The organism is Brachybacterium epidermidis (assembly GCF_015209585.1).
Taxonomy (GTDB): domain Bacteria; phylum Actinomycetota; class Actinomycetes; order Actinomycetales; family Dermabacteraceae; genus Brachybacterium; species Brachybacterium epidermidis.
The window spans coordinates 284,978-308,803 of the sequence record NZ_JADEYR010000001.1 but is presented as its reverse complement, the minus strand read 5'-3'; the positions used below and the strand labels follow the sequence as shown (position 1 = coordinate 308,803).

Genomic DNA, 23,826 nt, shown 5'->3' with positions numbered 1-23,826 from the left:
AGACTCGACCCCTGTCCGCCCTCGGAAGGAAACCCCTGCCCATGGCCTCCCGCCACTCCAAGACCCGCCCGCTGTCCACCGTGCTGATCGCCAACCGCGGCGAGATCGCGGTGCGCGTGGCCCGGGCCTGCCGTGACGCGGGTCTGCGCTCGGTGGCCGTGTACGCGGATCCTGACCGCGATGCCCTGCACACCGTGATCGCGGACGAGGCCTACGCCCTGGGCGGCACCACCGCCGCCAGCTCCTACCTGGTGATCGACAAGATCCTGGACATCGCGCGGCGCTCGGGTGCCGATGCCGTCCACCCCGGCTACGGCTTCCTCTCCGAGCGGGCGGACTTCGCGCAGGCCGTGATCGATGCGGGGCTGACCTGGATCGGTCCCCCGCCCGAGGCGATCGAGAAGCTGGGCGACAAGGTCTCGGCCCGACACATCGCCCAGAAGGCCGGTGCGCCGTTGGTGGCCGGCACCAAGGATCCCGTCGGCTCGAGCGACGAGGTGGTGGCCTTCGCCCGCGAGCACGGCCTGCCGATCGCGATCAAGGCGGCCTTCGGCGGCGGCGGCCGCGGCCTGAAGGTGGCCCGCGAGGAGTCCGAGGTGCGCGAGCTGTTCGACTCGGCAGTGCGGGAGGCCACCGCGGCGTTCGGCCGCGGCGAGTGCTTCGTGGAGCGCTACCTGGACTCGCCCCGCCACGTGGAGACCCAGTGCCTGGCGGACGTGCACGGCAACGTGCAGGTGGTCTCCACCCGTGACTGCTCCCTGCAGCGCCGCCACCAGAAGCTGGTGGAGGAGGCCCCGGCACCGTTCCTCTCCGCCCAGCAGAACGCACAGCTGGTGAGCGCCTCCAAGGCGATCCTCCGGGAGGCCGGGTACGTGGGTGCCGGCACCTGCGAGTTCCTGGTGGGGGTCGACGGCACCATCTCCTTCCTGGAGGTCAACACCCGCCTTCAGGTCGAGCACCCGGTCTCCGAGGAGGTCACCGGGATCGACCTGGTGCGCGAGCAGCTGCGGATCGCAGCGGGCGAGCAGGTCAGCGAGACCGATCCGGAGGTGCGCGGCCACTCCTTCGAGTTCCGCATCAACGGCGAGGACGCCGGGCGCGGGTTCATGCCGGCCCCGGGACGGGTCCAGCGTTTCGATCCCCCGGCCGGCCCGGGGGTGCGGCTCGACACCGGCGTGCGCGCCGGGGACGAGGTCTCCGGGGCGTTCGACTCGATGCTGGCCAAGCTGATCGTCACCGGGGCCACCCGCACGGAGGCGCTCGAGCGCTCACGGCGGGCCCTGGCGGAGTTCCGCATCGACGGCGTGCCCACCGTGCTGCCCTTCCACCGACAGGTGGTCGAGCACCCGGCCTTCGCGCCGCAGGACCCCTCGGAGCCCTTCAGCGTGCACACCCGCTGGATCGAGACGGACTTCGACGGCGAGATCGCGCCGGCTCCGCTGCCGGCCCAGCCCGAGGAGCCGGAGGACCGCGAGGCCGTGGTGGTCGAGGTCGACGGTCGCCGGGTGGAGATCAGCCTGCCGGCCTCCCTGCGTGCACCGCAGGCGGCCGTGCGCCAGCGCCGCAAGCGCGCCCACCGCGGCGTGGGCGGGGCTACGGCGGCTGGTGGCGGCACGGTCACCGCTCCCATGCAGGGCACCATCGTGAAGATCGTCGCCGAGGAGGGCCGCAGCGTGGCCGACGGCGACCTGCTGCTGGTGCTCGAGGCGATGAAGATGGAGCAGCCCATCACCGCGCACCGCTCCGGGGTGGTGACGGGCCTGACCGCGGAGATCGGCGCGACCGTCTCGGCCGGCGCCGTTCTGTGCACGATCGAGGACTGACAGGCCCGTCCCATCCGTCGCGCGCAGTCGCCGCGCGACCGGGGGCTGAGTCGTTGCGCGATCGCGCACGCCGGGTCGATCGGTGCTGCGCAGCGCATCTCCCCGCGCCGCTCAGCGGATCAGTCGGCCCCGCGCAGCTGCCGGGCGGCCTCGGCCATCGACCCTGTCAGTGACGGGTACACGGTGAAGGTGTCGGCCACCTGCTCGGCCGTGAGCCGATGGGTCACCGCCATGGCGTAGGGCAGGATCAGTTCGCTGGCCCGCGGCGCCACCACCACGGCCCCGATCACGGTGTGGGAGCCGGGGCGCACCATCAGCTTCACGAAGCCCTCGGAGATGCCCTGCATCTTGGCCCTCGGGTTCGTGGCCAGGGGCAGCATCCGCACCTCGCCGCTGATCTCCCCGTCCAGGATCTCCTTCTCGCTCACCCCGACCACGGCGATCTCCGGGCTGGTGAACACCGCCGAGGAGACATGCGCGGAGATCAGCGGGGAGACCGCATCGCCCAGGGCGTGGTACATGGCGATCCGTCCCTGCATGGCCGCCACCGACGCCAACGGGTACACCCCGGTGCAGTCCCCGGCCGCGTAGATGCCGCGCACCGAGGTGCGGGAGACGCGGTCGGTGACGACATGGCCGCTGTCGCGCATCCGCACCCCGGCCTCCTCCAGGCCCAGGCCCGCGGTGTTGGGGATCCCTCCCAGCGCCATCAGCACGTGGCTGCCGTGCACCTCCTCTCCGGAGGTCAGCTCCACCACCACGTGCTGCTCAGCCCCCTCGCCGACGACGCGGGCGGAAGCCGCTCGGGAGCGGGAGCGCAGGGTGACACCGCGGCGGGCGAAAGCCGCCTCGAGCACGTCGGCGGCATCCGCATCGGTGCCGGGCAGCACCTGGTCGCGGGAGGAGACCAGGGTGACCTCGCTGCCGAGGGCCCGGTAGGCGCTGGCGAACTCGGCACCGGTGACGCCGGAGCCCACCACGATCAGGTGCTCGGGCAGCTCGGTGAGGGTGTACAGCTGGGTCCAGTTCAGGATCCGGTGCCCATCGGCCGGGGAGTCGGCGAGCTCACGGGGCGTGGCACCGACCGCCACCAGCAGCACGTCCCCCTCGCCCTCGTCGATCACCTCGCCCTCGCCGTCCAGCACCTCCACCCGGTGCGGGCCTGCCAGGCGGCCACGGCCCTCGATCAGCGTCACCCCTGCCTCCACGAGGCTCTCCCGGATGTCGGCGGACTGCTTGTCGGCCAGGCGGCGCACGCGCTCGTTGACGGCCCCGAGGTCCACGCTCAGCGTGCGCGAGGTGGGGGTCGCGGCGGAGTCTGCGTCCCGGATGCCCAGGTCCTGCGAATCCGCCACCAGGTCCAGCACATCGGCGGTGGCGATCAGCGTCTTGGAGGGGACCACGTCGGTGAGCACGGCGGCGCCGCCGATGCCTCGCTCCTCGATGAGCACGGTCTCCACCCCGTGCCGCGCGGCGGGGAGGGCCGCCTCCTAGCCGCCCGGGCCGCCCCCGATGATCACCACCCGGGGGTGCTCACCGGCCTTGGTGACGCGATCGGGATCGGAGGGAAGCGCGGTGCTGGGATCTCTCACGCCCCCATTGTGTCTCAGAATGTGACTCGCCCGTGCACGGTCACGCCGACTGCGCTCGGCCCAGGGGTCTGCGCTAGGTTCTGTGCCATGGACGAGACCACCACTGCCCCGGATCCGTACTCGCTGGCGAAGGAGGCCGCCGCCGCGATCGCGCGCAGCAGCGGCATCGCGGCCCATGACCTCGCACTGGTGCTCGGCTCAGGTTGGTCCGGTGCCGCGGACCTGCTGGGAGAGACCGTGTGGCAGGCCGACGCCACCACGATCCCCGGGTTCAGGCCGCCCGCCGTGTCGGGCCACGTGGGCACCCTGCGCTCCATCCGCATCGAGGGCAGCGGCGCGCATGCCCTGGTGCTGGGGGCGCGCACGCACCTGTACGAGGGCGCCGGTGTGGGGCCCGTGGTGCACGGTGTGCGCACTGCGGCCGCCGCGGGCTGCCGCACCATGGTGCTGACCAACGGCTGCGGCGGGATCGACCCGTCCTGGTCGCCCGGCACCCCGGTGCTGATCGCGGACCAGATCAACTTCACCGGCACCACTCCGCTGGCCGGTGCGAACTTCGTGGACCTCACCGACGTGTACACCCCGGCGCTGCGCGACGTGGCGCGGGAGGTCGATCCCTCGCTGGAGGAAGGCGTGTACATGCAGTTCCGCGGCCCGACGTACGAGACCCCGGCCGAGGTGCGGATGGCCCGCACCATGGGAGCCACCCTGGTGGGGATGTCCACGGCGCTGGAGGCGATCGCCGCACGCGAGGCCGGGATGGACGTCCTGGGCATCTCCCTGGTGACCAACCTGGCCGCCGGTATCAGCGCCGAAGCCCTCAGCCACGAGGAGGTGCTCGAGGCCGGCCGGGAGGCGGGCCCGCGCATCTCCCGCCTGCTGGCCGAGACGGTGCGCCGGATCACCGGCCCCGGCACCACCGGCACCACGGATACCACCGATGAGGAGCCCACCCGATGAACCCGGACCAGGACCTCCTGACCCGCGCAAAGGCCTGGGGCGAGGACGACCCCGATCCCATGACCCGTGCGGCGCTGACCTCCCTGGTGGATCAGGCCGCCTCCGGGGACGAGGCCGCGCAGGCGGAGCTCGCCGATGCCTTCACCGGCACCCTCCAGTTCGGCACCGCAGGACTGCGGGGACGGATGGGGCCGGGACCGAACCGGATGAACCTCGCGGTGGTCTCCCGTGCCGCCCGGGGCCTCGCCGATCACCTCACCGGTGACCTGGGCCTCGATCGGCCTCAGGTGGTGATCGGCCACGACGCCCGCCACAACTCCCGCGCCTTCGCCGAGCGCTCCGCCGCGATCATGACCGCGGCGGGCTGTCGGGTGCAGCTGTTCGACACCCACCAGCCCACCCCCCTGGCGGCCTTCGCCGTGCGGCACCTGGAGGCCGATGCGGGCGTGGTGGTCACCGCCTCCCACAACCCGCCTGCCGACAACGGCCAACAGGGGTACCTGGGCGGGCGGGCAGCCGCTCCCGAGGGCCGCGGCGTGCAGATCGTCCCGCCGTCGGACGCGCACATCGCGGCCCGTATCGCGGCCGTGGGGCCCGTGCTGGGGATCGAGGTGGCCGAGTCCGGCTGGGAGATCCTGGGCGACCGCGTCGAGGAGCACTACCTGGAGGCCATCTGCGCGCTGCCGGATCCCGGCTCCCCGCGGGAGGTGCGGATCGTGCACACCGCCATGCACGGCGTGGGCACCCGCATCGCCCTGGCGGCCCTGCACCGCGCCGGCTTCACCGACGTGCACTCGGTGGCCAAGCAGGCCGACCCCGACCCGGACTTCCCCACCGTGTCCTTCCCGAACCCGGAGGAGCCCGGGGCGATCGACCTGGCGCTCGAGCTGGCCGCCACCGTCGAGGCCGACGTGGTGATCGCCAACGATCCCGATGCGGACCGCTGCGCGGCCGCCGTTCTGGACCCGCACCTGGGCCGCTGGCGGATGCTCACCGGCGACGAGCTGGGCGTGCTGCTGGGCGAGCACCTGGTGCGCCGCCACGGCTACCGGGGCACCTTGGCCCGCTCCCTGGTCTCCAGTCGCTGGCTGGACCGGGTGGCGCAGGATGCTGGTACCGAGGCCGCCACCACCCTGACCGGCTTCAAGTGGATCTCCCGTGCCCCGGGCATCGCCTTCGGCTACGAGGAGGCCATCGGCTACTGCGTGCTGCCGGACGTGGTGCGGGACAAGGACGGGCTCTCTGCCGCCCTCATGGTCGCGGAGATGGCCGCGGAGGCGAAGGCCGAGGGCACCACACTGGTGGGCCGGCTCGATGCGCTGGCGCGCCGCGACGGGCTGTACGCCACCTCGCAGCTGTCGGTGCGGGTCGAGGACCTCGCCCTGATCGGCACCATGATGCGCACCATCCGCACCTCACCGCCCGGTGAGCTGGCCGGTTCGCCCGTGGTCGAGAACCAGGACCTCTCCCAGGGCTCGGTGGGGACCACTGGCCTGCCACCCACCGACGGGATCCTGCTGCTGTGCGAGGACGACACCCGGGTGGTGGTGCGCCCCTCCGGCACCGAGCCGAAGCTCAAGTGCTACCTGGAGGTCGTCGAGCCCGTCGCTGCGGAGGCCGACGAGGCGGCGCTGGGGCAGGCCCGCCGTCGCGCGGCCGAGCGGCTCACGCGCGTCACCGAGGACCTGCGCCAGGTGCTCGGGCAGTCCTGAGCCGGGCTCAGTACCCGGACCCGCCGGCACCGCCCTCGAGCACCGCCCGCGAGGAGGACAGGCCCAGCCGGCTGGCACCGGCGGCAACCATCGCCTCGGCGGCCGCGCGGTCACGGATGCCGCCGGAGGCCTTGACGCCGAGACGGTCGCCGACGGTGCGACGCATCAGGGCCACGGCGTGCTCACTCGCGCCCCCGGCGGGGTGGAAGCCGGTGGAGGTCTTCACGAAGTCGGCACCGGCCTGCTCCGCGGCCTCGCACACCGCGACGATCTGCTCGTCGCTCAGCGCGGCGGACTCGATGATCACCTTGAGCACGGTGGGCTTCGGCGCGGCCTCGCGCACCTCCGCGATCTCCTCGCGCACGGCGTCGAACTCACCGGCGCGGGCCAGGCCCACGTTGATCACCATGTCCACCTCGTCGGCCCCCTTGGAGACCGAGTCGGCGGCCTCGGCGGCCTTCACGGAGGGGGCGTGCTGCCCGGAGGGGAAGCCGCACACGGTGGCGACCTTGACCGTGGTGTCCACCGGCAGCATCGACGGTGAGACGCACACCGAGTAGGTGCCCAGCTCCTCCGCCTCCCGCAGCAGGGACTCCACGTCGGCCCGGGTGGACTCGGGCTTCAGCAGGGTGTGGTCGATGAGGGCGGCGAGGTCGTTGTTCGCGATGGAGTTCATGGGCAGATCCTCCCAGACCAGGTGGCTTCCTGTCTCATCGGGCGGGCACCTGGACGCGCCTGGGCTGGCCTAGAATGGACGGCCGTGACCACATCCCGCCCCCGTCCCGGTGCACCGCGCCGCATCGTGCTGGTCGCCGGTCCCTCGGGCAGCGGGAAGGGGGAGATGTCCAGGCGCTGCGGCCTGCCCACGGTGGGGCTGGACGAGTTCTACCGCGATCAGGACGATCCGGGTCTCCCCCACCGCTTCGGGATCGTGGACTGGGACGACCCGGTCTCCTGGAACGCCGGTGCCGCGCTGGAGTCGCTCACCGCGCTCGCCCACGACGGGGCCGCCGAGGTGCCGGTGTACTCGATCTCCGAGTCCCGCCGCAAGGGCAGCCGCATCCTCGATGCCGGGGATGCACCGCTGATCGTCGCCGAGGGCATCTTCGCCGCCGAGCTGGTCGCTCCCCTGGCAGCCGCCGGTCTGCTGGCCGACGCCCTGGTGCTGGACCGGCCCGTGCCGGTGGTGTTCGGGCTGCGTCTGGTGCGGGATCTGTCCGAGGCCCGCAAGCCGCCCCTGACCCTGCTGCGTCGCGGCTGGGCACTAGCCGGGGAGCAGCGAGCGGACGTGATCCGGTGGCGGAGGGCCGGGATGTGTCCGGTGGGGCTGCGTGCCGGGATCGCCCGACTGCGCCGACTGACGGGGGTGGCCGAGGCCGATCGGAACATCACCGCCTGCAGGCAGCATCCGGCGGCGCACGACTGGCACCGCTGATGGTCCGCCGCAGCCTGCCGGCGCTGCGGGCGCGGTGACACGCGCAGCCGCGTGTTGCGGGGCATTCCGACCGCCGGGCGCCGTTCCCCCGTGGCGACAGGGCGGCCCAGCGCGGGCCGGCTGGGGTCAGGCGATGCGGTCGATGACGATGCGGCGCTGCGGCAGCTCGGTGCCGGCGGAGGCGTAGGACCACGAACCCCGGATCGCTTCGGTCGCACGAGCGATCCGCTCCGGGGTGTCGGTGTGCAGTCGAGCGATGACGTCGCCGCTGCGCACCTGGTCGCCCACGTGCGCCACGATCTCGACCCCGGCGGCGGCCTGCACGGACTCCCCGGGGCGCGAGCGTCCGGCTCCCAGGCGCCAGGCGGCCACGCCCACACCCATGGCGTCCAGCCCCTCGACCACGCCGTCGTGATCGGCCCGAAGCTCCTCGACGTGCTTCGCGGTGGGCAGCGGTGCGTCCACATCGCCGCCCTGGGCGGTGATCATGGCCCGCCAGGCGTCCATCGCACGGCCGTCGGCGAGCGCGGTCTCCACATCGGCGTCGTTCACTCCGGAGGCCTCGAGCATCTCGCGGGCCAGTGCGCAGGTCAGCTCCACCACGTCGGCGGGGCCCCCGCCGGCGAGGACCTCCAGGGACTCGCGCACCTCCAGCCCGTTGCCGGCCGTGCGGCCCAGCGGTGCGGACATGTCGGTGAGCAGGGCGACGGTGCGCACTCCGGCATCGGAGCCGAGGTCCACCATGGTGCGGGCCAGCTCGCGCGCATCGGACTCCTCGCGCATGAAAGCGCCGGCACCGGTCTTGACGTCGAGGGTGAGGGCGGCGGTGCCCTCGGCGATCTTCTTGGACATGATCGAGCTGGCGATCAGCGGGATCGCCTCGACGGTGGCGGTGACGTCGCGCAGGGCGTACAGCTTCTTGTCGGCGGGGGCCAGGCCGGAACCGGCCGCGCAGATCACCGCACCCACCTCCTCGAGCTGCCGCATCATCTCCTCGTTGCTGAGGTCGGCGCGCCAGCCGGGGATCGCCTCGAGCTTGTCGAGGGTGCCGCCGGTGTGGCCGAGCCCGCGTCCGGACAGCTGGGGCACCGCCACCCCGTAGGAGGCCACCAGGGGGGCCAGGGGAAGGGTGATCTTGTCCCCCACCCCGCCGGTGGAGTGCTTGTCGGTGGTGGGCTTGGACAGGGAGGAGAAGTCCATCCGCTCGCCGCTGGCGATCATCGCCGCGGTCCAGCGGGAGATCTCCTCACGATCCATGCCGTTGAGGAAGATCGCCATCGCCAGGGCGGACATCTGCTGCTCGGCCACGACGCCACGGGTGTAGGCGTCGATCACCCAGTCGATCTGCTCCGGCGTGAGCCGGTCCCCGTCGCGCTTGGTGCGGATCACCTCGACGGCGTCGAAGGGCTCCACGGCAGAAGTGCGGTTCTCGTTCACAGGTGTCCCATCGGTGGTGGTGCGGAGATCGGTGATGCCGGCGCTGTGGGGCGACCGGCCGATCGGGGCGGGCGGGGTCCGTTCGGGGTCAGGCCAGCCCCATGTCCGCCGGCCCGAAGGCCTGCGGCAGGATCCCTCGAGGTCCCTCACCCCTGCGGGGTGAGGATGGCGAAGTCGTCCGCGGCGTGCTCGGACAGCAGCTGGCGGCAGCGGCCGCAGGGCATGATCACATCTCCCTGGCCGTTGACGCACACGAAGGCGGTGAGCTTTCCGCCGCCCCCGGCGATCAGCTCGCTGACCATGCCGCACTCGGCGCACAGGGTGACGCCGTAGCCGGCGTTCTCCACGTTGCAGCCGGTGACGATGCGACCGTCGTCCGCGCGACCGGCGGCACCCACCGAGTACCCGGAGTACGGGGCGTAGGCGCGACGCACCACGTCGCGGGCGGCGGTGAGCAGCTCGTCGAACGGCGCGCCAGCGGCGCCCTGGGCGTGCTCGGGGACGGAGGAGGGTGTGGTCACGGGGTCTCCTGGGTCACTGCTTGACGTAGGGGATGCCGTCCGCGGCGGGAACGCGCACGCGGCCCACCACGCCGGCGACCGCGAACAGTGCGACCACGTAGGGCAGCATCAGCAGGAAGTCACCGGGGATGCTCACACCGCCCTCGGCGGCGCTCATGGTGCCCAGGCGCAGCTGCAGCGAGTCGGCGAAGGCGAAGGTGAGCGCGGCCAGCAGCGCCCCGACGGGGTGGTAGCGGCCCAGGATCATGGCGGCCAGGGCGATGTAGCCCTTGCCGGCGGACATGTCCTCGCCGAAGGCCACACCGGTGCCGATGGTGAGCATCGCGCCTCCCAGGCCGGCCACGGCCGAACCCAGCAGCACGTTGGACCAGCGGGTGGGGTTGACCTTGATGCCGACGGTGTCAGCGGCCCGCGGGTGCTCGCCGACCGCGCGGACCCGCAGTCCCCAGCGGGTGCGGAACAGGGCGATGGTCAGCACGACCACGATGACCCACATCAGGTACACCAGGATGTTCTGCTCGAACAGGGCCGAGCCGATCAGCGGGATGTCCGCCAGCAGGGGGATCCGCAGGGTGGGCAGTCGCATGGGGGAGTTGAACATCCCGGGGTTCGCGCTCATCACCGAGCCGAAGAAGAACGAGGTGATGCCCACGGCGAACACGTTCAGCACCACGCCGACGATGATCTGCTGTACCTGGTACCCCACGGCGAACAGAGCCAGCAGGGCACCCATCAGCACCGCCACCAGCGGGGCCGCGATCAGGCCGGCCCACACATTGCCGAGCAGGGAGCCCACCAGTGCGGCACCGAACGCACCGAACAGCAGCTGACCCTCGATGGCGATGTTGATGACACCGGCGCGCTCGGACAGCACACCGGACAGCGCACCGAAGGCGAGGGGGACGGCGAGGATGACCGTGGACTGCAGCAGGGTCCCGACGCTGAGGGATCGCTCGGAGATCACCCAGGTCATGAAGGACAGCACCCAGGCCACCGCGAAGATGCCCACCAGGGTGTTGCGGATCGCAGGGCGCAGGCGGTGGGGCCGGGACTGGAGTGCCCACAGCGCTGCCGAGGCGAGCAGCGCGATCACCGCGAGCACGATGGAGGCGGCCATGGACGGGACGGTCACCTGCTCGGGAAGGATCCCCAGCGGGTTCAGGTCCTTCTCACGGGCGATGCCGTAGGTGCTGGAGGCGCCGGGGATGCCGCGCAGCCCGAAGAAGATCAGTCCCAGCACGCCCAGGATGGTGGTGGTCAGCGGCAGGTGCCACCACGTGGAGGGACGCTCGTCGACGACGGCCTTCTGGACGACGGCGTCATCGGAGGCCAGGCGCGTGGTGGCGCTCATCGGTCCTCTCCCTTCGTCTCGGTCCGGGCCCCGGACCGCTCAGCACTGCCCGGTGGTTCGGCGGGGTCAGGCGCCGCACTGCTGCCCGAGAAGGAGGGTGCCTGGCTGGTCGCAGCGCTGCTGGTGCTCACGACGGAGGAACCGCCGTTCCGGGTGGCCCCCGTGCGGTCCTCCCCTGCTCCGGAGGTGGCACGGGCACGGCGGCGCCGCTCGCCCGCTCCGGGGTTGTCCACGCGGCGCAGGCCGATCAGGGTGCGCACCAGCGGCGGCGCCGCGATGAACAGCACCACCAGGGCCTGGATCACGGAGACCAGGTCCAGGGGCACGCCCTGCTGGGTCTCCATGTAGCGGCCGCCGGTGGACAGGCCCGCGAACAGCAGGCCGGCCAGCACGATGCCCACCGGCCCGGAGCGGCCCAGCAGGGCGACGGTGATCGCATCGAAGCCGAGCGAGCCGGCGATGCCGTCGGTGAGGCGCTTCTCGGTGCCCAGGATGTGCACGGCGCCGGCCAGGCCAACCAGGGCGCCGGCCACCGCCATCACGGCGAAGGAGGCGCGGGCCGGGGAGATGCCGGCCACGCGGGCGGCGCGCGGGTTGGAGCCGACGGCACGGAACTGGAACCCGAGGGTGGAGCGGTTCATCAGCCACCACAGGAACACCACCACGGCGATGGCCAGCAGGATGCCGGCGTGGAGGCGGAACTGGCTGCCCAGCAGCAGCGGCAGGGAGGCGGTGTCCTTCACGGAGGGCGAGGTGGGCTGGGACTGGTTGGCGCCGGTGAACGCACTGGTCTTCAGGGCGAAGAACAGCAGGTAGGTGGCGATCCAGTTCAGCATGATGGTGCTGATGACCTCGTTGGCGCCGAAGCGGGCCTTGAGGAAGCCTGCGATCCCGCCCCAGAACGCACCGGCGATGACACCCACGACCAGGGCCACCAGCAGGTGGATCACGATCGGGAGCTGGAAGGTGAAGCCCACATAGCCGGCCACCATGGCACCGACGATCAGCTGGCCGGTGCCGCCGATGTTGAACAGGCCGGCGCGGAAGCCCACCGCCATGCCGCAGGCCGCGATCACCAGGGGGGTGGCGATGGTGAGGGTCTCCGTGAGGGGGCGCAGGCCGCGCATCAGCGCGGGACCCCACACGTAGGTGCCCGTGCCGCCGTCGGCTCGCAGCGACTCCAGGGTGCGGGTGAAGCCGGGGAAGTCGAACACGGCTCCGCGGAACATCGCCGCGTAGGCCTGGCTGATCGACTGCCAGGCGGCACTGAAGGTGTCCCCCGGACGCGCGAAGAAGTAGCCGAGGGCCTCGCGCACCTCGGTGTCGGCGATCAGGATCAGGATCGAACCGATGATGAAGGCGAACACGAAGCTGGCGACCACCACCAGCAGGTTGCCTCGGGCGATGTCCTGCACCAACCGGCCCCAGCGGTCCTGCGAGGGGTCCGCAGGCGGCGGGGCCTCGGAGCCGGTGCCGCCGGAGCCGACGCCCGGGGCGCTGCCCTGCTCCGCGGCGGAGGGGGTCACGGCGCTCATGCGAGCTCTCCTTCATCAGCGAGCTGGGAGTCGGTGGTGCGGGCACCGGAGGCGACGGCCTCCCGCGCGGCCTCGGCGGTGTAGCCGGCCATCATCAGGCCCAGCACGTCACGGTCGGTGTCCCCGGGGACGATGCCCAGGATGGTGCCGCGGTACATCACGGCGATGCGGTCGGCCAGCTGCGTGACCTCGTCCAGCTCGGTGGACACGATGATCACGGGCGTTCCCTTGTCGCGCTCGCCGAGGATCCGACGGTGCAGGAACTCGATCGAGCCGACGTCCACGCCGCGGGTGGGCTGCGAGGCGATCAGCAGCGACAGCTCACGGTTGAGAGCGCGGGCCATCACCACCTTCTGCTGGTTGCCTCCGGACAAGGTGGACACGGCGTTCTGCGGGGAGTCCGTGCGCACGTCGAAGTCCCCGACCAGGGTGTCCGCGTTGGTGCGCACCGCGGTGGGGTTCATCGACAGCGCGGACCCGTACGGGGCGCGGTTGAACTGGTCAAGCACCAGGTTCTCGGCCACGGAGAAGTCCGGCACCAGGGCGTCATGGGTGCGGTCCTCGGGGACGAAGCCGATGCCCGCGTCGAGGATCTGCTTGGTGGAGCGGCCCACCAGCTCGGCGCCGTGGAGCACCGCGGAGCCCTGGACGTTGTCCTGCAGGCCCAGCAGCGCCTCGGTGAGCTCGGTCTGGCCGTTGCCCTGCACGCCCGCCACGGCGAGCACCTCGCCGCGGTGCACGTCGAAGCTGACGCCGTCCAGGGTGCGCACTCCGGCGTCATCGGTGACGCGCAGATCCGAGACCTGGAGGGCCACCTCACCGGGTGCGGCGGGGGCCTTGTCCAGAGCCAGGGACACCTGTCGGCCCACCATCAGGGAGGCCAGGTCGGCCTGGTCGGCGGAGGGGTCGGCGGTGCCCACCACCTTGCCGCGGCGGATCACGGTGATGCGGTCGGAGACCGCCTTGACCTCGCGCAGCTTGTGGGTGATGAACACGATCGAGGTCCCCTCGTTGCGCAGCTGGCGCATGATGTTCATCAGCTCATCGGTCTCGTGGGGGGTGAGCACCGCGGTGGGCTCGTCCAGCACCAGCACCTCGGCGTGCCGGCTGAGGGCCTTGACGATCTCGACGCGCTGCTGTGCGCCCACCGGGAGGTCCTCGACCAGGGCGTCCGGGTCCAGGTCGAACCCGAATCGCGCGGAGATCTCTCGCACCAGCTCCCGGGCCGCGGCGATGTCGAGCATCCCGCCCTTGGTGGGCTCGTGGCCCAGCACCACGTTCTCGGCCACCGTGAACACGGGCACCAACATGAAGTGCTGGTGGACCATGCCGATGCCCGCCGCCATGGCGTCACCGGGACCGGTGAACCGCACCGGCTGGTCGTCGATGAGGATCTGCCCGCCGTCCGGCCGGTACAGGCCGTACAGCACGTTCATCAGGGTGGACTTGCCGGCCCCGTTCTCGCCCAGCAGGGAGTGGATCTCCCCGGGCTCGATCACCAGGTCGATGGCGTCATTGGCCACGAAGGTCCCGAAGGTCTTCGTGATCTCACGCAGTTCGAGCTTCACAGCACTCGCTTCCGTCAGCGCCGCCCCGCCGGCGAGGGGCGAGGGCGGGTGGTCGCGACCACCCCGGTGCCGGGGCGGCGCGGTGACGCGGCTCCTCCCGGAGGCGGAGCCGCGTCACGCGGGTAGGGGTCAGGACTCCTTGGGAGCAGCCTCGGACTCGACGGTCACGGTGCCGTCGATGATCTCCTGCGTGAGGGTGTCCAGCTCACCCTTCAGCTCCTCGGGGACCTTGTCCTCGAAGTCGTGGAACGGGGCCAGGCCCACACCACCGTTCTCCAGGGTGCCCACGTACGGGGAGTTGTCGAAGGAGCCCTCGGAGCCCTCGGCGGTTACGGCCTGCACCGCCTCGCCCATCAGCTTCATCACGGAGGTGAGGATCACGCTCTGTGCCTCGGCGTCGGAGGAGTTGGTCTCGTAGCCATCGGCGTCGACCCAGATCACCATGCGGCCCTCGCCCTCCTTGGCGGAGGCCAGGGTGCCGGCGCCCACGGGGCCCGCCACCGGCATGATGATGTCCGCGCCGGCGTTGTAGAACTCGTCGGAGACGGCCTTGCCCTTGGACTGGTCCTCGAAGGAGGCGATGATGGAGCCGGACTGGGAGTCCTTGTTCCAGCCGAGCACCTCGACGTTCGTGCCGTGGGTCTCGTTGTAGTGGGCCACGCCGTCCACGTAGCCGTCCATGAAGATGGTGACGGTGGGGATGTCCATGCCGCCGTAGGTGGCGACCTTGCCGGTCTCGGTCATGCCGGCGGCAAGATAGCCGGCCAGGAACGCGGCCTCGGCGGTGTTGAACTCGATGGGCTTGACGTTGTCCAGCTCGATCGGGTTGCCGTCGGCGTCCTGTGCGGTGGAGTCCACGATCGCGAAGTCGATGTCCTCGTTGGCCTGGGCGGCGTTGCCGGTGGCCGGGGCCAGCAGGAAGCCCACGGTGAAGATCAGGTTGCAGTCCGAGGAGACGAGGTTGTTGATGTTGGGCTCGAACTCGGAGACGGCGGTGGACTCAGCGGTCTGGGTCTGGATCCCGAGCTCCTCCTCCGCGGCCATCAGACCGTTGTAGCTGGACTCGTTGAAGGACTTGTCGTCCCAGCCGCCGGAATCGGAGACCATGCAGGCCTTGTATTCGCTGCCGGCACCGCCGGCGTCGCTGCCGCCGCCATCGCCGTTGCCGCCACCGGCCTCGGGAGCGGTGCCGCACGCGGCAAGGGTGAGGATTCCGGCGCCGCCGAGGGCGAGCGCGCGCGAGAGGTTCTTCATGAAGGATCTCCGGTGTGACGAGCAGGAGGATGTGGACAGGGACCGGACGGGTCCGCATGGTGGGCGGCCTGAGCGTCAGCGGTCCCCTGCAGGGTATCCGGGACCGGCGTCCCGTGTACGGACCGACGGCCCATCGACATGAACCGTTATGAAATCGACGCGCACATGACAGGCACGTTAACTGCGTGCGAACTCGAATCCGCAGCCCGCCGCCGATGACGGCCGAGAGGCAGATCACAGGCGAGGTCGGCAGTGTGCGCTGGACGATGGGCCCGGCTTGCGGGAATGCCGGGGTGCGGGGGGCTCCGCTCCGCGGTCAGGCGGCGTGGGCGTCGCGCAGCAGGCAGGCGGCGGCGAGCACCTCGGCGCCGATGTCGATCGCCCGCTCGTCGATCATCAGATCGCCCATGTGGAGGTCGTAGGTGCGGCCGCCGGGGGTGCGCGTGCCCAGGCGTGCCAGGGCCCCGGGCACCTTCTCCAGGTACCAGGCGAAGTCCTCACCGCCCAGCGACTGCGCCGTGGGGTCGAGGTTCTGCCTCCCCAGCACGTCGGTCACGGCGGCGGAGAGCACCTCGACGCTGTGCGGGGAGTTGGACACCGGGGGCACCCCGCGATCATGGGTCACCCGGGCCTCGACCCCCCAGGGACGCACCAGAGCGGCCAGGACCTCCTCGAGCAGGTCCTCGGCACGGTCCCAGGCGTCGTGGTCCAGGCAGCGCAGCGTCCCCTCCAGGGTGCCCGAGCTCGGGATCGCGTTGAAGGCCGAACCGGCGTGGATGCTTCCCCAGGTGAGGTTGACCCCGGAACGGGGGTCCATGCGCCGGCTCAGTGCCGCCGGCAGCTGGGTCGCGATCGATCCCAGGGCGTAGACCAGGTCCTGGGTGAGGTGAGGCCGGGAGGTGTGCCCGCCGGCTCCGCGCACCTGGATCCGCACGGGATCAGTGGCGGAGGTGATGGGTCCCGACTTCAGGCCGACGTGGCCCACGTCGACCCCGGGGTCGCAGTGCAGGGCGAAGATCGAGTCGACGTCATCGACCACGCCCTCGCCGATCAGCTCGAGCGCTCCGCAGGGGTGCTTCTCCTCCGACGGCTGGAACACCAGGCGCACCCCGCGCCGCAGGGCGCCCTCGTCGGCGACCCGGACCAGTGCGTGCGCGGCACCGATCACGGCGCTCATGTGCACGTCATGGCCGCAGGCGTGGGAGACCCCCTCGACCGTGGAGCGGTAGGACACGGTGGACAGCTCCGGGATCCCCAGGGCGTCCATGTCGGCTCGCAGCGCGACGGGCTTCAGATCGGGATCGGAGCCCGGGATGTCGCACACCGCACCGGTACGGGGCATCCGCTTCGGCTCGAGCCCTAGGGCCTGCAGCTGCTGGACCACGTAGTCGGTGGTGCGGTGCTCCTCATGGGACAGCTCGGGGTGACGGTGCAGATGGCGTCGGATGTCGCGCAGCTGCCGGGATCGTTCGACGATCGTGCGGTGGAGCAGGCCGTCCGGACCCAGCAGCCCCTCCCCCGTGCGTCCCTGCGCGGGGGCGACCGATGCTGTCGTCCCGGTGGCTGCGATCACCAGCGGCTGATCCACCTGTGCTGTCCTTCGTCCGTTGCTGCTGTCATGTCCCGGCCATGTCGTCCCGGATCGGGGATGCAGTCGCTGCTCCGGGCGGGTCGCCGTCGGCGATCAGCGCAGATGGTCCAGGCCTGCCTGGGGCAGTCGGCCCACCAGGGTGCCCAGATTCTGGGCGTGATCGTCGGCGAGGACGAGCAGCACGTCCTCGGTGTCGACGACGCTGACCCCGTCCAGCCCGACCAGGGCGACGTGGCGATGGGTGGCACCGTACACCGTGGCCCGGGAGTCGACGGCATCGACCCGTGCGGTGCCCAGCACCTGGACATCGGACCCGTCGCGGCGCACGCCGACTTCCTCCCTCGTGCCCGCGCGGGCACGCAGCTGACGGGCGAGGGCGGCGAAGTCGCCGACGTCGTCCCAGTCGAAGGAGGCAGGCACGACGGCGACCCTGCCGGCCGCCGCGAGGGGCTCGGCCAGCGCGTGGTCGATGGCGATGCTGGTGAGCGTGGGCCAGAGGCGCTCCATCACCTCCCGCTCCTGCGCGGTGCCGCGGGCGGCGGCGATCGAGCGGACTCCGGCGGCGAGAGGGGGGATCTGTTCGGCCAGGGCATCGAGCAGCACCCCCGCCCCGACGACGAACATGCCTGCGTTCCACAGGAACCTGCCGGTGGTCAGGAACTCCTCGGCGAGCGCGGCGTCAGGCTTCTCCACGAAGCGGACGACCGGGCGGGCGCCCGCGGCACGCAGCTGACGCTGGGCGGGGTCGCCGGCTCCGCCGCCCTCGGCCCCGTGGCCATCCGATACCGGGGCCTGTTCGATGTAGCCGAACCCCGTGGCGGGATGGGTGGGCTGGATGCCGAGGGTGACCAGGTGGCCCAGCTCAGCGGCTCGTCGGGCGGCGCGGACGCTCTCGGCGAAGCCCTGGGTGTCCGCGATCAGGTGGTCGGCGGCGAAGGAGCCGATCACAGCCGTCGGCTCCTCGCGCTCCACCACGGCTGCGGCCAGCGCTATCGCCGGCATCGAATTGCGCGGGGTGGGCTCGGTCAGCACCCGGGCCGTCGCCCCCGCCTCCGCGACCTGCTGCTGGACGGCGTGCGCGTGCCCACTCCCGGTCACGATGACGGGCGGTCGGTCCGCCAGGGGCGCCAGCCGTGCGAGGGTCTGCTGCAGCAGGGAGGAGCCGCTGCCGGTGAGGTCCAGCAGGAACTTCGGATGCGTGCTGCGCGACAGCGGCCACAGCCGTGTTCCGGCGCCACCGGCGGGGATCACGGGAACGAAGGGCATATCGGACATGGCGACAGCGTACCCAGGCCCCGGCGGACCTCTCAGACCCCGGCAGGTGCGCGCGGACCTGCACGTCCAAGTGCTAGGCTGGCCGGGCCCCTGTCGGGGGCGATGATGATGTCGCCGTGTCGTGACGTGCTCGTCCGCTCGGGCGCGCACAGTCAGCGCGGGCCGGTCACGGACTCGCTCCGGCACCCGGTTCTCGCGAGGCCTCGCGTCGCGGCAGTGCATCCTTCCCCTCGGCCCCATCCCGTCGTTTCTGGAGGACCTTGTGGCATCAGCCCAGTCCGGGACGCTCTATCGCGGCCGCGAGGGCATGTGGTCCTGGGTCGCGCACCGCATCTCGGGAATGCTCATCTTCCTGTTCCTGCTCGTGCACGTCCTGGACACAGCACTGGTGCGCGTCTCCCCCGAGGCCTACAACGAGGTGATCGGCCACTACAAGTCCGTGGTGTTCGGCCTCGGCGAGATCGGTCTGGTCGCGGCTGTGCTTTTCCACGCGCTCAACGGCCTGCGGATCATCCTGGTGGACTTCTGGTCCCAGGGCACCCGCCACCAGCGCGCACTGTTCTGGGGTGTCGTCGCGGTGTGGGCGCTGCTGATGATCGGCTTCGTCCCCCGCCACCTGATGCACATGTTCGGAGGCTGAGATGACCGCACAGTCCACCACCCAGATCCCGGATCCCTCCACCCGGTACCGCCGCACCGGCCAGCGCGGGATCAACACGGAGATGCTGTCCTGGCTGTTCATGCGGGTCTCCGGCGTGTTGCTGGTCATCCTGGTGTTCGGTCACCTGTTCGTGAACCTCTGGCTCGGCGAGGGCGTCAAGGGCATCGACTTCGCGTTCGTCGCCGGCAAGTGGGCCTCCCCGTTCTGGCAGGTGTGGGACCTGCTGATGCTGTGGCTGGGACTCATCCACGGCGGCAACGGCGTGCGCACCATCATCAACGACTACGCGCGCGGCTCCACGATGCGCCTGGTGCTCAAGGGCCTGCTGTACTTCGCGGTGGTGCTCACCATCGTGCTGGGAACCCTGGTGGTCTTCACCTTCGATCCGTGCCCCGTGGGTGCCGATCCGTCCCTGCTTCCCTCCATCTGCGAGGGCTGAGCGCGCCCGCCCGGCGCACCACCCCCTGCACTCCTTCTCCTGTCGTGATCGAAACGGAGCACTGACCCCCATGCAGACCCATAGCTACGACGTGGTGATCGTCGGCGCCGGCGGCGCTGGCATGCGCGCCGCCCTGGAGTCCTCCAAGCGCGCCCGCACCGCCGTGGTCACCAAGCTGTACCCCACCCGGTCCCACACCGGCGCCGCCCAGGGCGGCATGTGCGCCGCTCTCGCCAACGTCGAGGAGGACAACTGGGAGTGGCACACCTACGACACCGTCAAGGGCGGCGACTACCTGGTCGACCAGGACGCCGCCGAGGTGATGGCCAAGGAGGCCATCGATGCGGTGCTGGACCTGGAGAAGATGGGGCTGCCGTTCAACCGCACCCCCGAGGGCCGCATCGATCAGCGCCGCTTCGGCGGTCACACGCGTGAGCACGGCGAGGCTCCTGTGCGCCGCGCCTGCTACGCGGCCGACCGCACCGGGCACATGATCCTGCAGACCCTCTACCAGAACTGCGTCAAGCAGCAGGTGGAGTTCTTCAACGAGTACTACGTGCTGGACATCCTGATGACCGGCGACCCGCGCACCGACGACGGCGTGCGCGCCGCCGGCGTGGTCACCTATGAACTGGCCACCGGTGAGATCCACGTGTTCCGCGCGAAGTCCGTGGTGTTCGCCTCCGGCGGCTTCGGCAAGATCTTCAAGACCACCTCCAACGCCCACACCCTCACCGGTGACGGCCCGGCCATGGCGCTGCGCCGGGGCATCCCCCTGGAGGACATGGAGTTCTTCCAGTTCCACCCCACCGGTCTGGCCGGTCTGGGCATCCTGCTCTCGGAGGCGGCCCGCGGCGAGGGCGGCATCCTGCGCAACAGCGAGATGGAGCGCTTCATGGAGCGCTACGCTCCCACCCTGAAGGATCTCGCCCCGCGCGACGTGGTGGCCCGTGCCATGGCCAACGAGGTGCGCGAGGGCCGCGGTGCCGGCCCCAACAAGGACTACGTGTACCTGGACCTGACCCACCTCGAGCCCGCGCACATCGACGCGAAGCTCCCGGACATCACCGAGTTCGCCCGCACCTACCTGGGGGTGGAGCCGTACACCGAACCCGTCCCGGTGTACCCCACCGCGCACTACGCGATGGGCGGCATTCCCACCAACATCCGCGGCGAGGTGCTGCGCAACGAGGTGGACACCATCCCCGGCCTGTACGCAGCCGGCGAGGTGGCGTGCGTGTCCGTCCACGGCGGCAACCGCCTGGGCACCAACTCCCTGCTGGACATCAACGTGTTCGGCCGCCGCGCCGGCATCGCTGCCGCCGAGCACGCCGCCACGGTGGAGCTGCCCGAGCTGGCCGAGGGCGTGGAGGCCCCCACGGTGGAGCTGCTGGAGCGGCTGCGGGATCGACCCGCCACGGAGGATCGCATCGCCGACATCCGCCGCGACCTGCAGGAGACCATGGACGCCAACGTCCAGGTGTTCCGCACCGACGAGACCTGCCGCAAGGCCCTGGCCGACATCGCCGTGCTGAAGGAGCGTTACGCGACCGTCGCCGTGCAGGACAAGGGCAAGCGCTACAACCTGGACCTGCTGGAGGCCGTCGAGCTCGGCTTCCTGCTGGACCTCGCCGAGGTCGTCGCGCTCGGCGCCCTGTACCGCAGGGAGTCCCGCGGCGGTCACTTCCGCGAGGACTTCGAGAAGCGCGACGACGTCAACTTCCTGCACCACACGATGGCCTACCGCACCCTGGAGGGTGAGGAGGGCACCGAGGGCACCCAGATCCGTCTGGGCACCAAGCCCGTCGTGATCACCCGCTACGAGCCGAAGGAGCGCACGTTCTGATGTCAGTCGTCGCCGACAAGCCCCAGGCCACCTCGCCCGAGTCCAGCGCCAGCGAGATCCCTTCCTTCGAGGTCACCCTGCGGATCGCCCGTTTCGATCCCGAGGGCGAGAAGGGTACTCACTGGCAGGACTTCACCGTCACCATGCACGGCACCGATCGCGTGCTGGACGCCCTGCACGAGATCAAGTGGCACCTGGACGGCTCCCTGTCCTTCCGTCGCTCCTGCGCGCACGGGATCTGCGGGTCCGACGCCATGCGGATCAACGGCCGCAATCGCCTGGCCTGCAAGACCCTGCTGAAGGACCTGGACATCGACAAGCCCATCACCATCGAGCCCATCAAGGGCCTGCCGGTGGAGAAGGACCTCATCGTGGACATGGAGCCGTTCTTCGACTCCTACCGCGAGGTGATGCCGTTCCTGGTCGCCAAGGGGCAGGAGCCCAGTCGCGAGCGCCTGCAGTCCGCTGAGCAGCGCGAGCGGTTCGACGACACCACCAAGTGCATCCTGTGTGCCGCCTGCACCTCCTCGTGCCCGGTGTTCTGGACCGACGGCCAGTACTTCGGCCCCGCCGCGATCGTCAACGCGCACCGGTTCATCTTCGACTCGCGTGACGATGCCGGCGAGCAGCGGCTGGAGATCCTGAACTCGCGCGAGGGTGTGTGGCGCTGCCGCACCACCTTCAACTGCTCGGAGGCCTGCCCGCGCGGCATCGAGGTCACCAAGGCCATCGCGGAGGTCAAGCAGGCCGTGATCCGCGGGCGCATCTGAACTCCCAGCACTGAGCGAAACGCCCCTCATGGTCCGCTGCCGGACCGTGAGGGGCGTTCTGCGTGGGGCCGAGGGCCTCAGGAGTAGGTGACCACCAGCGGGGCATGATCGGACCAGCGAGTGTCGTAGCTGGGTGCTCGATCCACCTGGGCGGAGGTGGCGCGTGCTGCGAGGTCCGCAGTGGCGATCTGGTAGTCGATGCGCCAGCCGGAGTCGTTGTCGTAGGCCTTCCCGCGCTGGGACCACCAGGTGTAGGGGCCGGGCCCCTCACCGGCGAGGGCGCGATGCACGTCCACCCAGTCGCCTTCGACCAGCAGCCGGTCCAGATAGGCGCGCTCCTCGGGCAGGAAGCCCGCGGACTTCACGTTGCCCTTCCAGTTCTTGATGTCCACCTCGCGGTGGGCGATGTTGATGTCCCCGGTGAGCACGACGTGACGCCCGTCGGCCCGCAGCTGGTCGAGTCGCTCGAGCATGCCGTCCAGGAACGCGTACTTGTCCGTCATGGTCTGCGGCTTCTCGGTGTTGCCCGAGTGCATGTAGCAGGAGATCACGGTGAGCTCCCTGCCGTCGTCGAGCGGATCCTCGAGGTCCGCCTCGAGCCAGCGCCCCGTGTGGGAGTCGCCCTCAAGACCCGGGAGCCCGCGGCGAACGTCGTCGAGGTCGATCCGCTCCAGCTCCGTGCGCGCAGCGATCGCGACGCCGGCGCGTCCCTTGAGCTGGGAGGCCTCCCCCACGATGCTCCAGCCCTCACCGACGAGATCGGCGATCAGTTCGTCGGGTGCACGCACCTCCTGCAGGGTGATCACATCGGCGGTGGTGTCGGCGAGCCAGTCGGCCATGCCCTTGCGGGCGGCCGCTCGCAGGCCGTTGACGTTGACGGTGGCGAGGGTGAAGGTCATGGCCCCAGTATCACTGTGCGGCGCGCCCCCGGTCGAACCGAGAGGCACCGGAGCCGACCCGGCGACGCCCCTGGGGCCGGGTCGGACCGTGCTCGGCCCGCTCGGTGGCAGGGGAGCTCACCGGGCGGCAGCGGGCCGCTCAGTCCTGTGCGCTGTGCTCGATCCCGGCTGCGTGCTCGGCCATCTCCACCACGTTCTTGACCAGCAGGGCTCGTGTCATCGGGCCCACGCCGCCGGGGTTCGGTGAGATCCAGGAGGCCACCTCGGCCACGCCGGGATCGACATCGCCCACCAGGCGGGCCTTGCCGGTGTCCTCGTCCTCCTGACGGGACACGCCCACATCCAGCACGACCGCGCCCGGCTTGACGTCCTCTGGCCGCACCAGGTGCGCGGTGCCGGCCGCGGCCACGATGACGTCTGCCCGACGCAGATGGGAGGGCAGGTCGCGGGTCCCTGTGTGGGTGAGGGTGACGGTCGCGTTGATCGCCCGGCGGGTCATGAGTGCCCCGATGGAGCGGCCCACGGTGACGCCGCGCCCCACCACCACCACGTCCTTTCCGTCCAGGTCGATCCCATGGCGTTCCAGCAGCTCGATGACCGCGCGCGGGGTGCAGGGCAGCGGGGTGTGGATGTCCCCCTTGGCGTTGAGCACCAGGCGCCCCAGGTTCATCGGGTGCAGCCCATCGGCGTCCTTGGCAGGGTCCATCCGCTCGAGCACCGCGTCGGTGTCGATGTGCCCGGGCAGGGGCAGCTGGACGATGTAACCGGTGCAGGCCGGATCGGCGTTCAGCTCGTCCACGACGGCTTCGATCTGCTCCTGGTCGGCATCGGCGGGCAGGTGCTTCTGGATGGAGTTCATGCCCACCTGCTGGCTGTCGCGGTGCTTTCCGCGCACGTAGGCGGCGCTGCCGGGGTCGTCCCCCACCAGCACGGTGGCCAGCCCGGGCTGGGGGTGGCCGGCGTCGATCAGAGCGGCGACCCGCTCGGCGAGCTCGGACTTGATGGCCTTGGCGGTGGCCTTGCCGTCGAGGATCTGTGCAGTCATGGAACTGGTTCGTCTCCTTGGTGATGGGGCATCCCACGGGGTCGGTGGGGCGTGCCCCCGCGTCGATGAGCCTGGCCCTCGGGTCGGTGGGGCCTGCTCACCGGTCGATGGT

At 71.1% G+C, this 23,826-nt stretch carries 18 protein-coding genes and 2 pseudogenes; 8 read left to right on the top strand and 12 right to left on the bottom strand.

Going from position 1 to position 23,826, the window contains the following annotated elements; all coding sequences use genetic code 11:
• The first annotated feature begins 41 nt into the window (after positions 1–41).
• The gene (locus tag IOE58_RS01400; RefSeq protein ID WP_193864646.1) at positions 42–1,823 is read left to right on the top strand and encodes an acetyl/propionyl/methylcrotonyl-CoA carboxylase subunit alpha; all 1,782 of its coding nucleotides are present in this window, start codon (positions 42–44) and stop codon (positions 1,821–1,823) included.
• Positions 1,824–1,942: 119 nt separating this feature from the next.
• Here IOE58_RS01400 and IOE58_RS01395 read toward each other — a convergent pair.
• A pseudogene (locus IOE58_RS01395) lies at positions 1,943–3,346 on the bottom strand (NAD(P)H-quinone dehydrogenase).
• A gap of 156 nt (positions 3,347–3,502) precedes the next feature.
• On the opposite strand from IOE58_RS01395, the gene IOE58_RS01390 reads away from it, so the two are divergent.
• Entirely contained in the window at positions 3,503–4,375 is an 873-nt protein-coding gene (locus IOE58_RS01390) for a purine-nucleoside phosphorylase (protein ID WP_193864645.1), read from the top strand.
• On the top strand, positions 4,372–6,087 hold the full coding sequence (locus IOE58_RS01385; protein WP_193864644.1) for a phospho-sugar mutase: 1,716 nt from the start codon (positions 4,372–4,374) through the stop codon (positions 6,085–6,087). The genes IOE58_RS01390 and IOE58_RS01385 overlap by 4 nt, the downstream gene beginning before the upstream one ends.
• Before the next feature lie 7 nt (positions 6,088–6,094).
• Here the strand turns inward: IOE58_RS01385 and deoC are convergent, their stop codons facing one another.
• Entirely contained in the window at positions 6,095–6,763 is a 669-nt protein-coding gene (gene deoC, locus IOE58_RS01380) for a deoxyribose-phosphate aldolase (protein ID WP_193864643.1), read from the bottom strand.
• Between the two features lie 84 nt (positions 6,764–6,847).
• Here deoC and IOE58_RS01375 point away from each other — a divergent pair, with 84 nt between their 5' ends.
• Positions 6,848–7,522 carry an ATP-binding protein gene (locus IOE58_RS01375; RefSeq protein WP_228018459.1) on the top strand — a complete coding sequence of 225 codons (675 nt, stop codon included), beginning with the start codon at positions 6,848–6,850 and terminating at the stop codon, positions 7,520–7,522.
• A 126-nt stretch (positions 7,523–7,648) separates the two neighbouring features.
• Here IOE58_RS01375 and IOE58_RS01370 read toward each other — a convergent pair whose 3' ends face one another.
• The 8 genes and pseudogenes from IOE58_RS01370 to IOE58_RS01335 all read right to left on the bottom strand — a co-directional run bounded on the left by IOE58_RS01370 (position 7,649) and on the right by IOE58_RS01335 (position 18,054).
• On the bottom strand, positions 7,649–8,959 hold the full coding sequence (locus IOE58_RS01370) for a thymidine phosphorylase (RefSeq protein ID WP_193864642.1): 1,311 nt from the start codon (positions 8,957–8,959) through the stop codon (positions 7,649–7,651).
• Positions 8,960–9,047: 88 nt separating this feature from the next.
• A pseudogene (locus IOE58_RS01365) lies at positions 9,048–9,480 on the bottom strand (cytidine deaminase).
• Positions 9,481–9,493: 13 nt separating this feature from the next.
• Complete coding sequence (locus tag IOE58_RS01360; RefSeq protein WP_193864640.1) at positions 9,494–10,831, bottom strand: ABC transporter permease; 1,338 nt, start codon at positions 10,829–10,831, stop codon at positions 9,494–9,496.
• Positions 10,828–12,366, bottom strand: coding sequence for an ABC transporter permease (locus IOE58_RS01355; RefSeq protein WP_193864639.1), 1,539 nt, complete (start codon positions 12,364–12,366; stop codon positions 10,828–10,830). The genes IOE58_RS01360 and IOE58_RS01355 overlap by 4 nt, the downstream gene beginning before the upstream one ends.
• Positions 12,363–13,934 carry an ATP-binding cassette domain-containing protein gene (locus tag IOE58_RS01350; protein ID WP_193864638.1) on the bottom strand — a complete coding sequence of 524 codons (1,572 nt, stop codon included), beginning with the start codon at positions 13,932–13,934 and terminating at the stop codon, positions 12,363–12,365. The genes IOE58_RS01355 and IOE58_RS01350 overlap by 4 nt, the downstream gene beginning before the upstream one ends.
• A 129-nt stretch (positions 13,935–14,063) precedes the next feature.
• Entirely contained in the window at positions 14,064–15,188 is a 1,125-nt protein-coding gene (locus tag IOE58_RS01345; protein WP_193864637.1) for a BMP family lipoprotein, read from the bottom strand.
• A gap of 316 nt (positions 15,189–15,504) precedes the next feature.
• Positions 15,505–16,758 carry a M20 family metallopeptidase gene (locus IOE58_RS01340; protein WP_193864894.1) on the bottom strand — a complete coding sequence of 418 codons (1,254 nt, stop codon included), beginning with the start codon at positions 16,756–16,758 and terminating at the stop codon, positions 15,505–15,507.
• A 114-nt stretch (positions 16,759–16,872) separates the two neighbouring features.
• Positions 16,873–18,054: a mannose-1-phosphate guanylyltransferase gene (locus tag IOE58_RS01335; protein ID WP_193864635.1), complete on the bottom strand. Its 1,182-nt coding sequence runs from the start codon at positions 18,052–18,054 to the stop codon at positions 16,873–16,875.
• A 262-nt stretch (positions 18,055–18,316) separates the two neighbouring features.
• Between IOE58_RS01335 and sdhC the strand changes: the two genes are divergently transcribed.
• From sdhC to IOE58_RS01315, 4 genes are all read left to right on the top strand, one after another.
• Complete coding sequence (sdhC, locus tag IOE58_RS01330) at positions 18,317–18,694, top strand: succinate dehydrogenase, cytochrome b556 subunit (RefSeq protein WP_193864634.1); 378 nt, start codon at positions 18,317–18,319, stop codon at positions 18,692–18,694.
• 1 nt (position 18,695) lies between these two features.
• Entirely contained in the window at positions 18,696–19,154 is a 459-nt protein-coding gene (gene sdhD / locus IOE58_RS01325) for a succinate dehydrogenase, hydrophobic membrane anchor protein (RefSeq protein ID WP_193864632.1), read from the top strand.
• Between the two features lie 70 nt (positions 19,155–19,224).
• Complete coding sequence (gene sdhA / locus IOE58_RS01320; protein ID WP_193864631.1) at positions 19,225–21,000, top strand: succinate dehydrogenase flavoprotein subunit; 1,776 nt, start codon at positions 19,225–19,227, stop codon at positions 20,998–21,000.
• Positions 21,000–21,770 (top strand): succinate dehydrogenase iron-sulfur subunit, encoded by a 771-nt coding sequence (locus IOE58_RS01315; protein WP_193864629.1) that lies wholly within the window; start codon positions 21,000–21,002, stop codon positions 21,768–21,770. The genes sdhA and IOE58_RS01315 overlap by 1 nt, the downstream gene beginning before the upstream one ends.
• A gap of 77 nt (positions 21,771–21,847) precedes the next feature.
• Here the strand turns inward: IOE58_RS01315 and IOE58_RS01310 are convergent, their stop codons facing one another.
• Together IOE58_RS01310 and IOE58_RS01305 are read right to left on the bottom strand one after the other, a co-directional pair.
• Complete coding sequence (locus IOE58_RS01310; protein WP_193864627.1) at positions 21,848–22,669, bottom strand: exodeoxyribonuclease III; 822 nt, start codon at positions 22,667–22,669, stop codon at positions 21,848–21,850.
• Positions 22,670–22,808: 139 nt separating this feature from the next.
• Entirely contained in the window at positions 22,809–23,714 is a 906-nt protein-coding gene (locus tag IOE58_RS01305; protein ID WP_193864626.1) for a bifunctional methylenetetrahydrofolate dehydrogenase/methenyltetrahydrofolate cyclohydrolase, read from the bottom strand.
• Between the last annotated feature and the right edge of the window lie 112 nt (positions 23,715–23,826).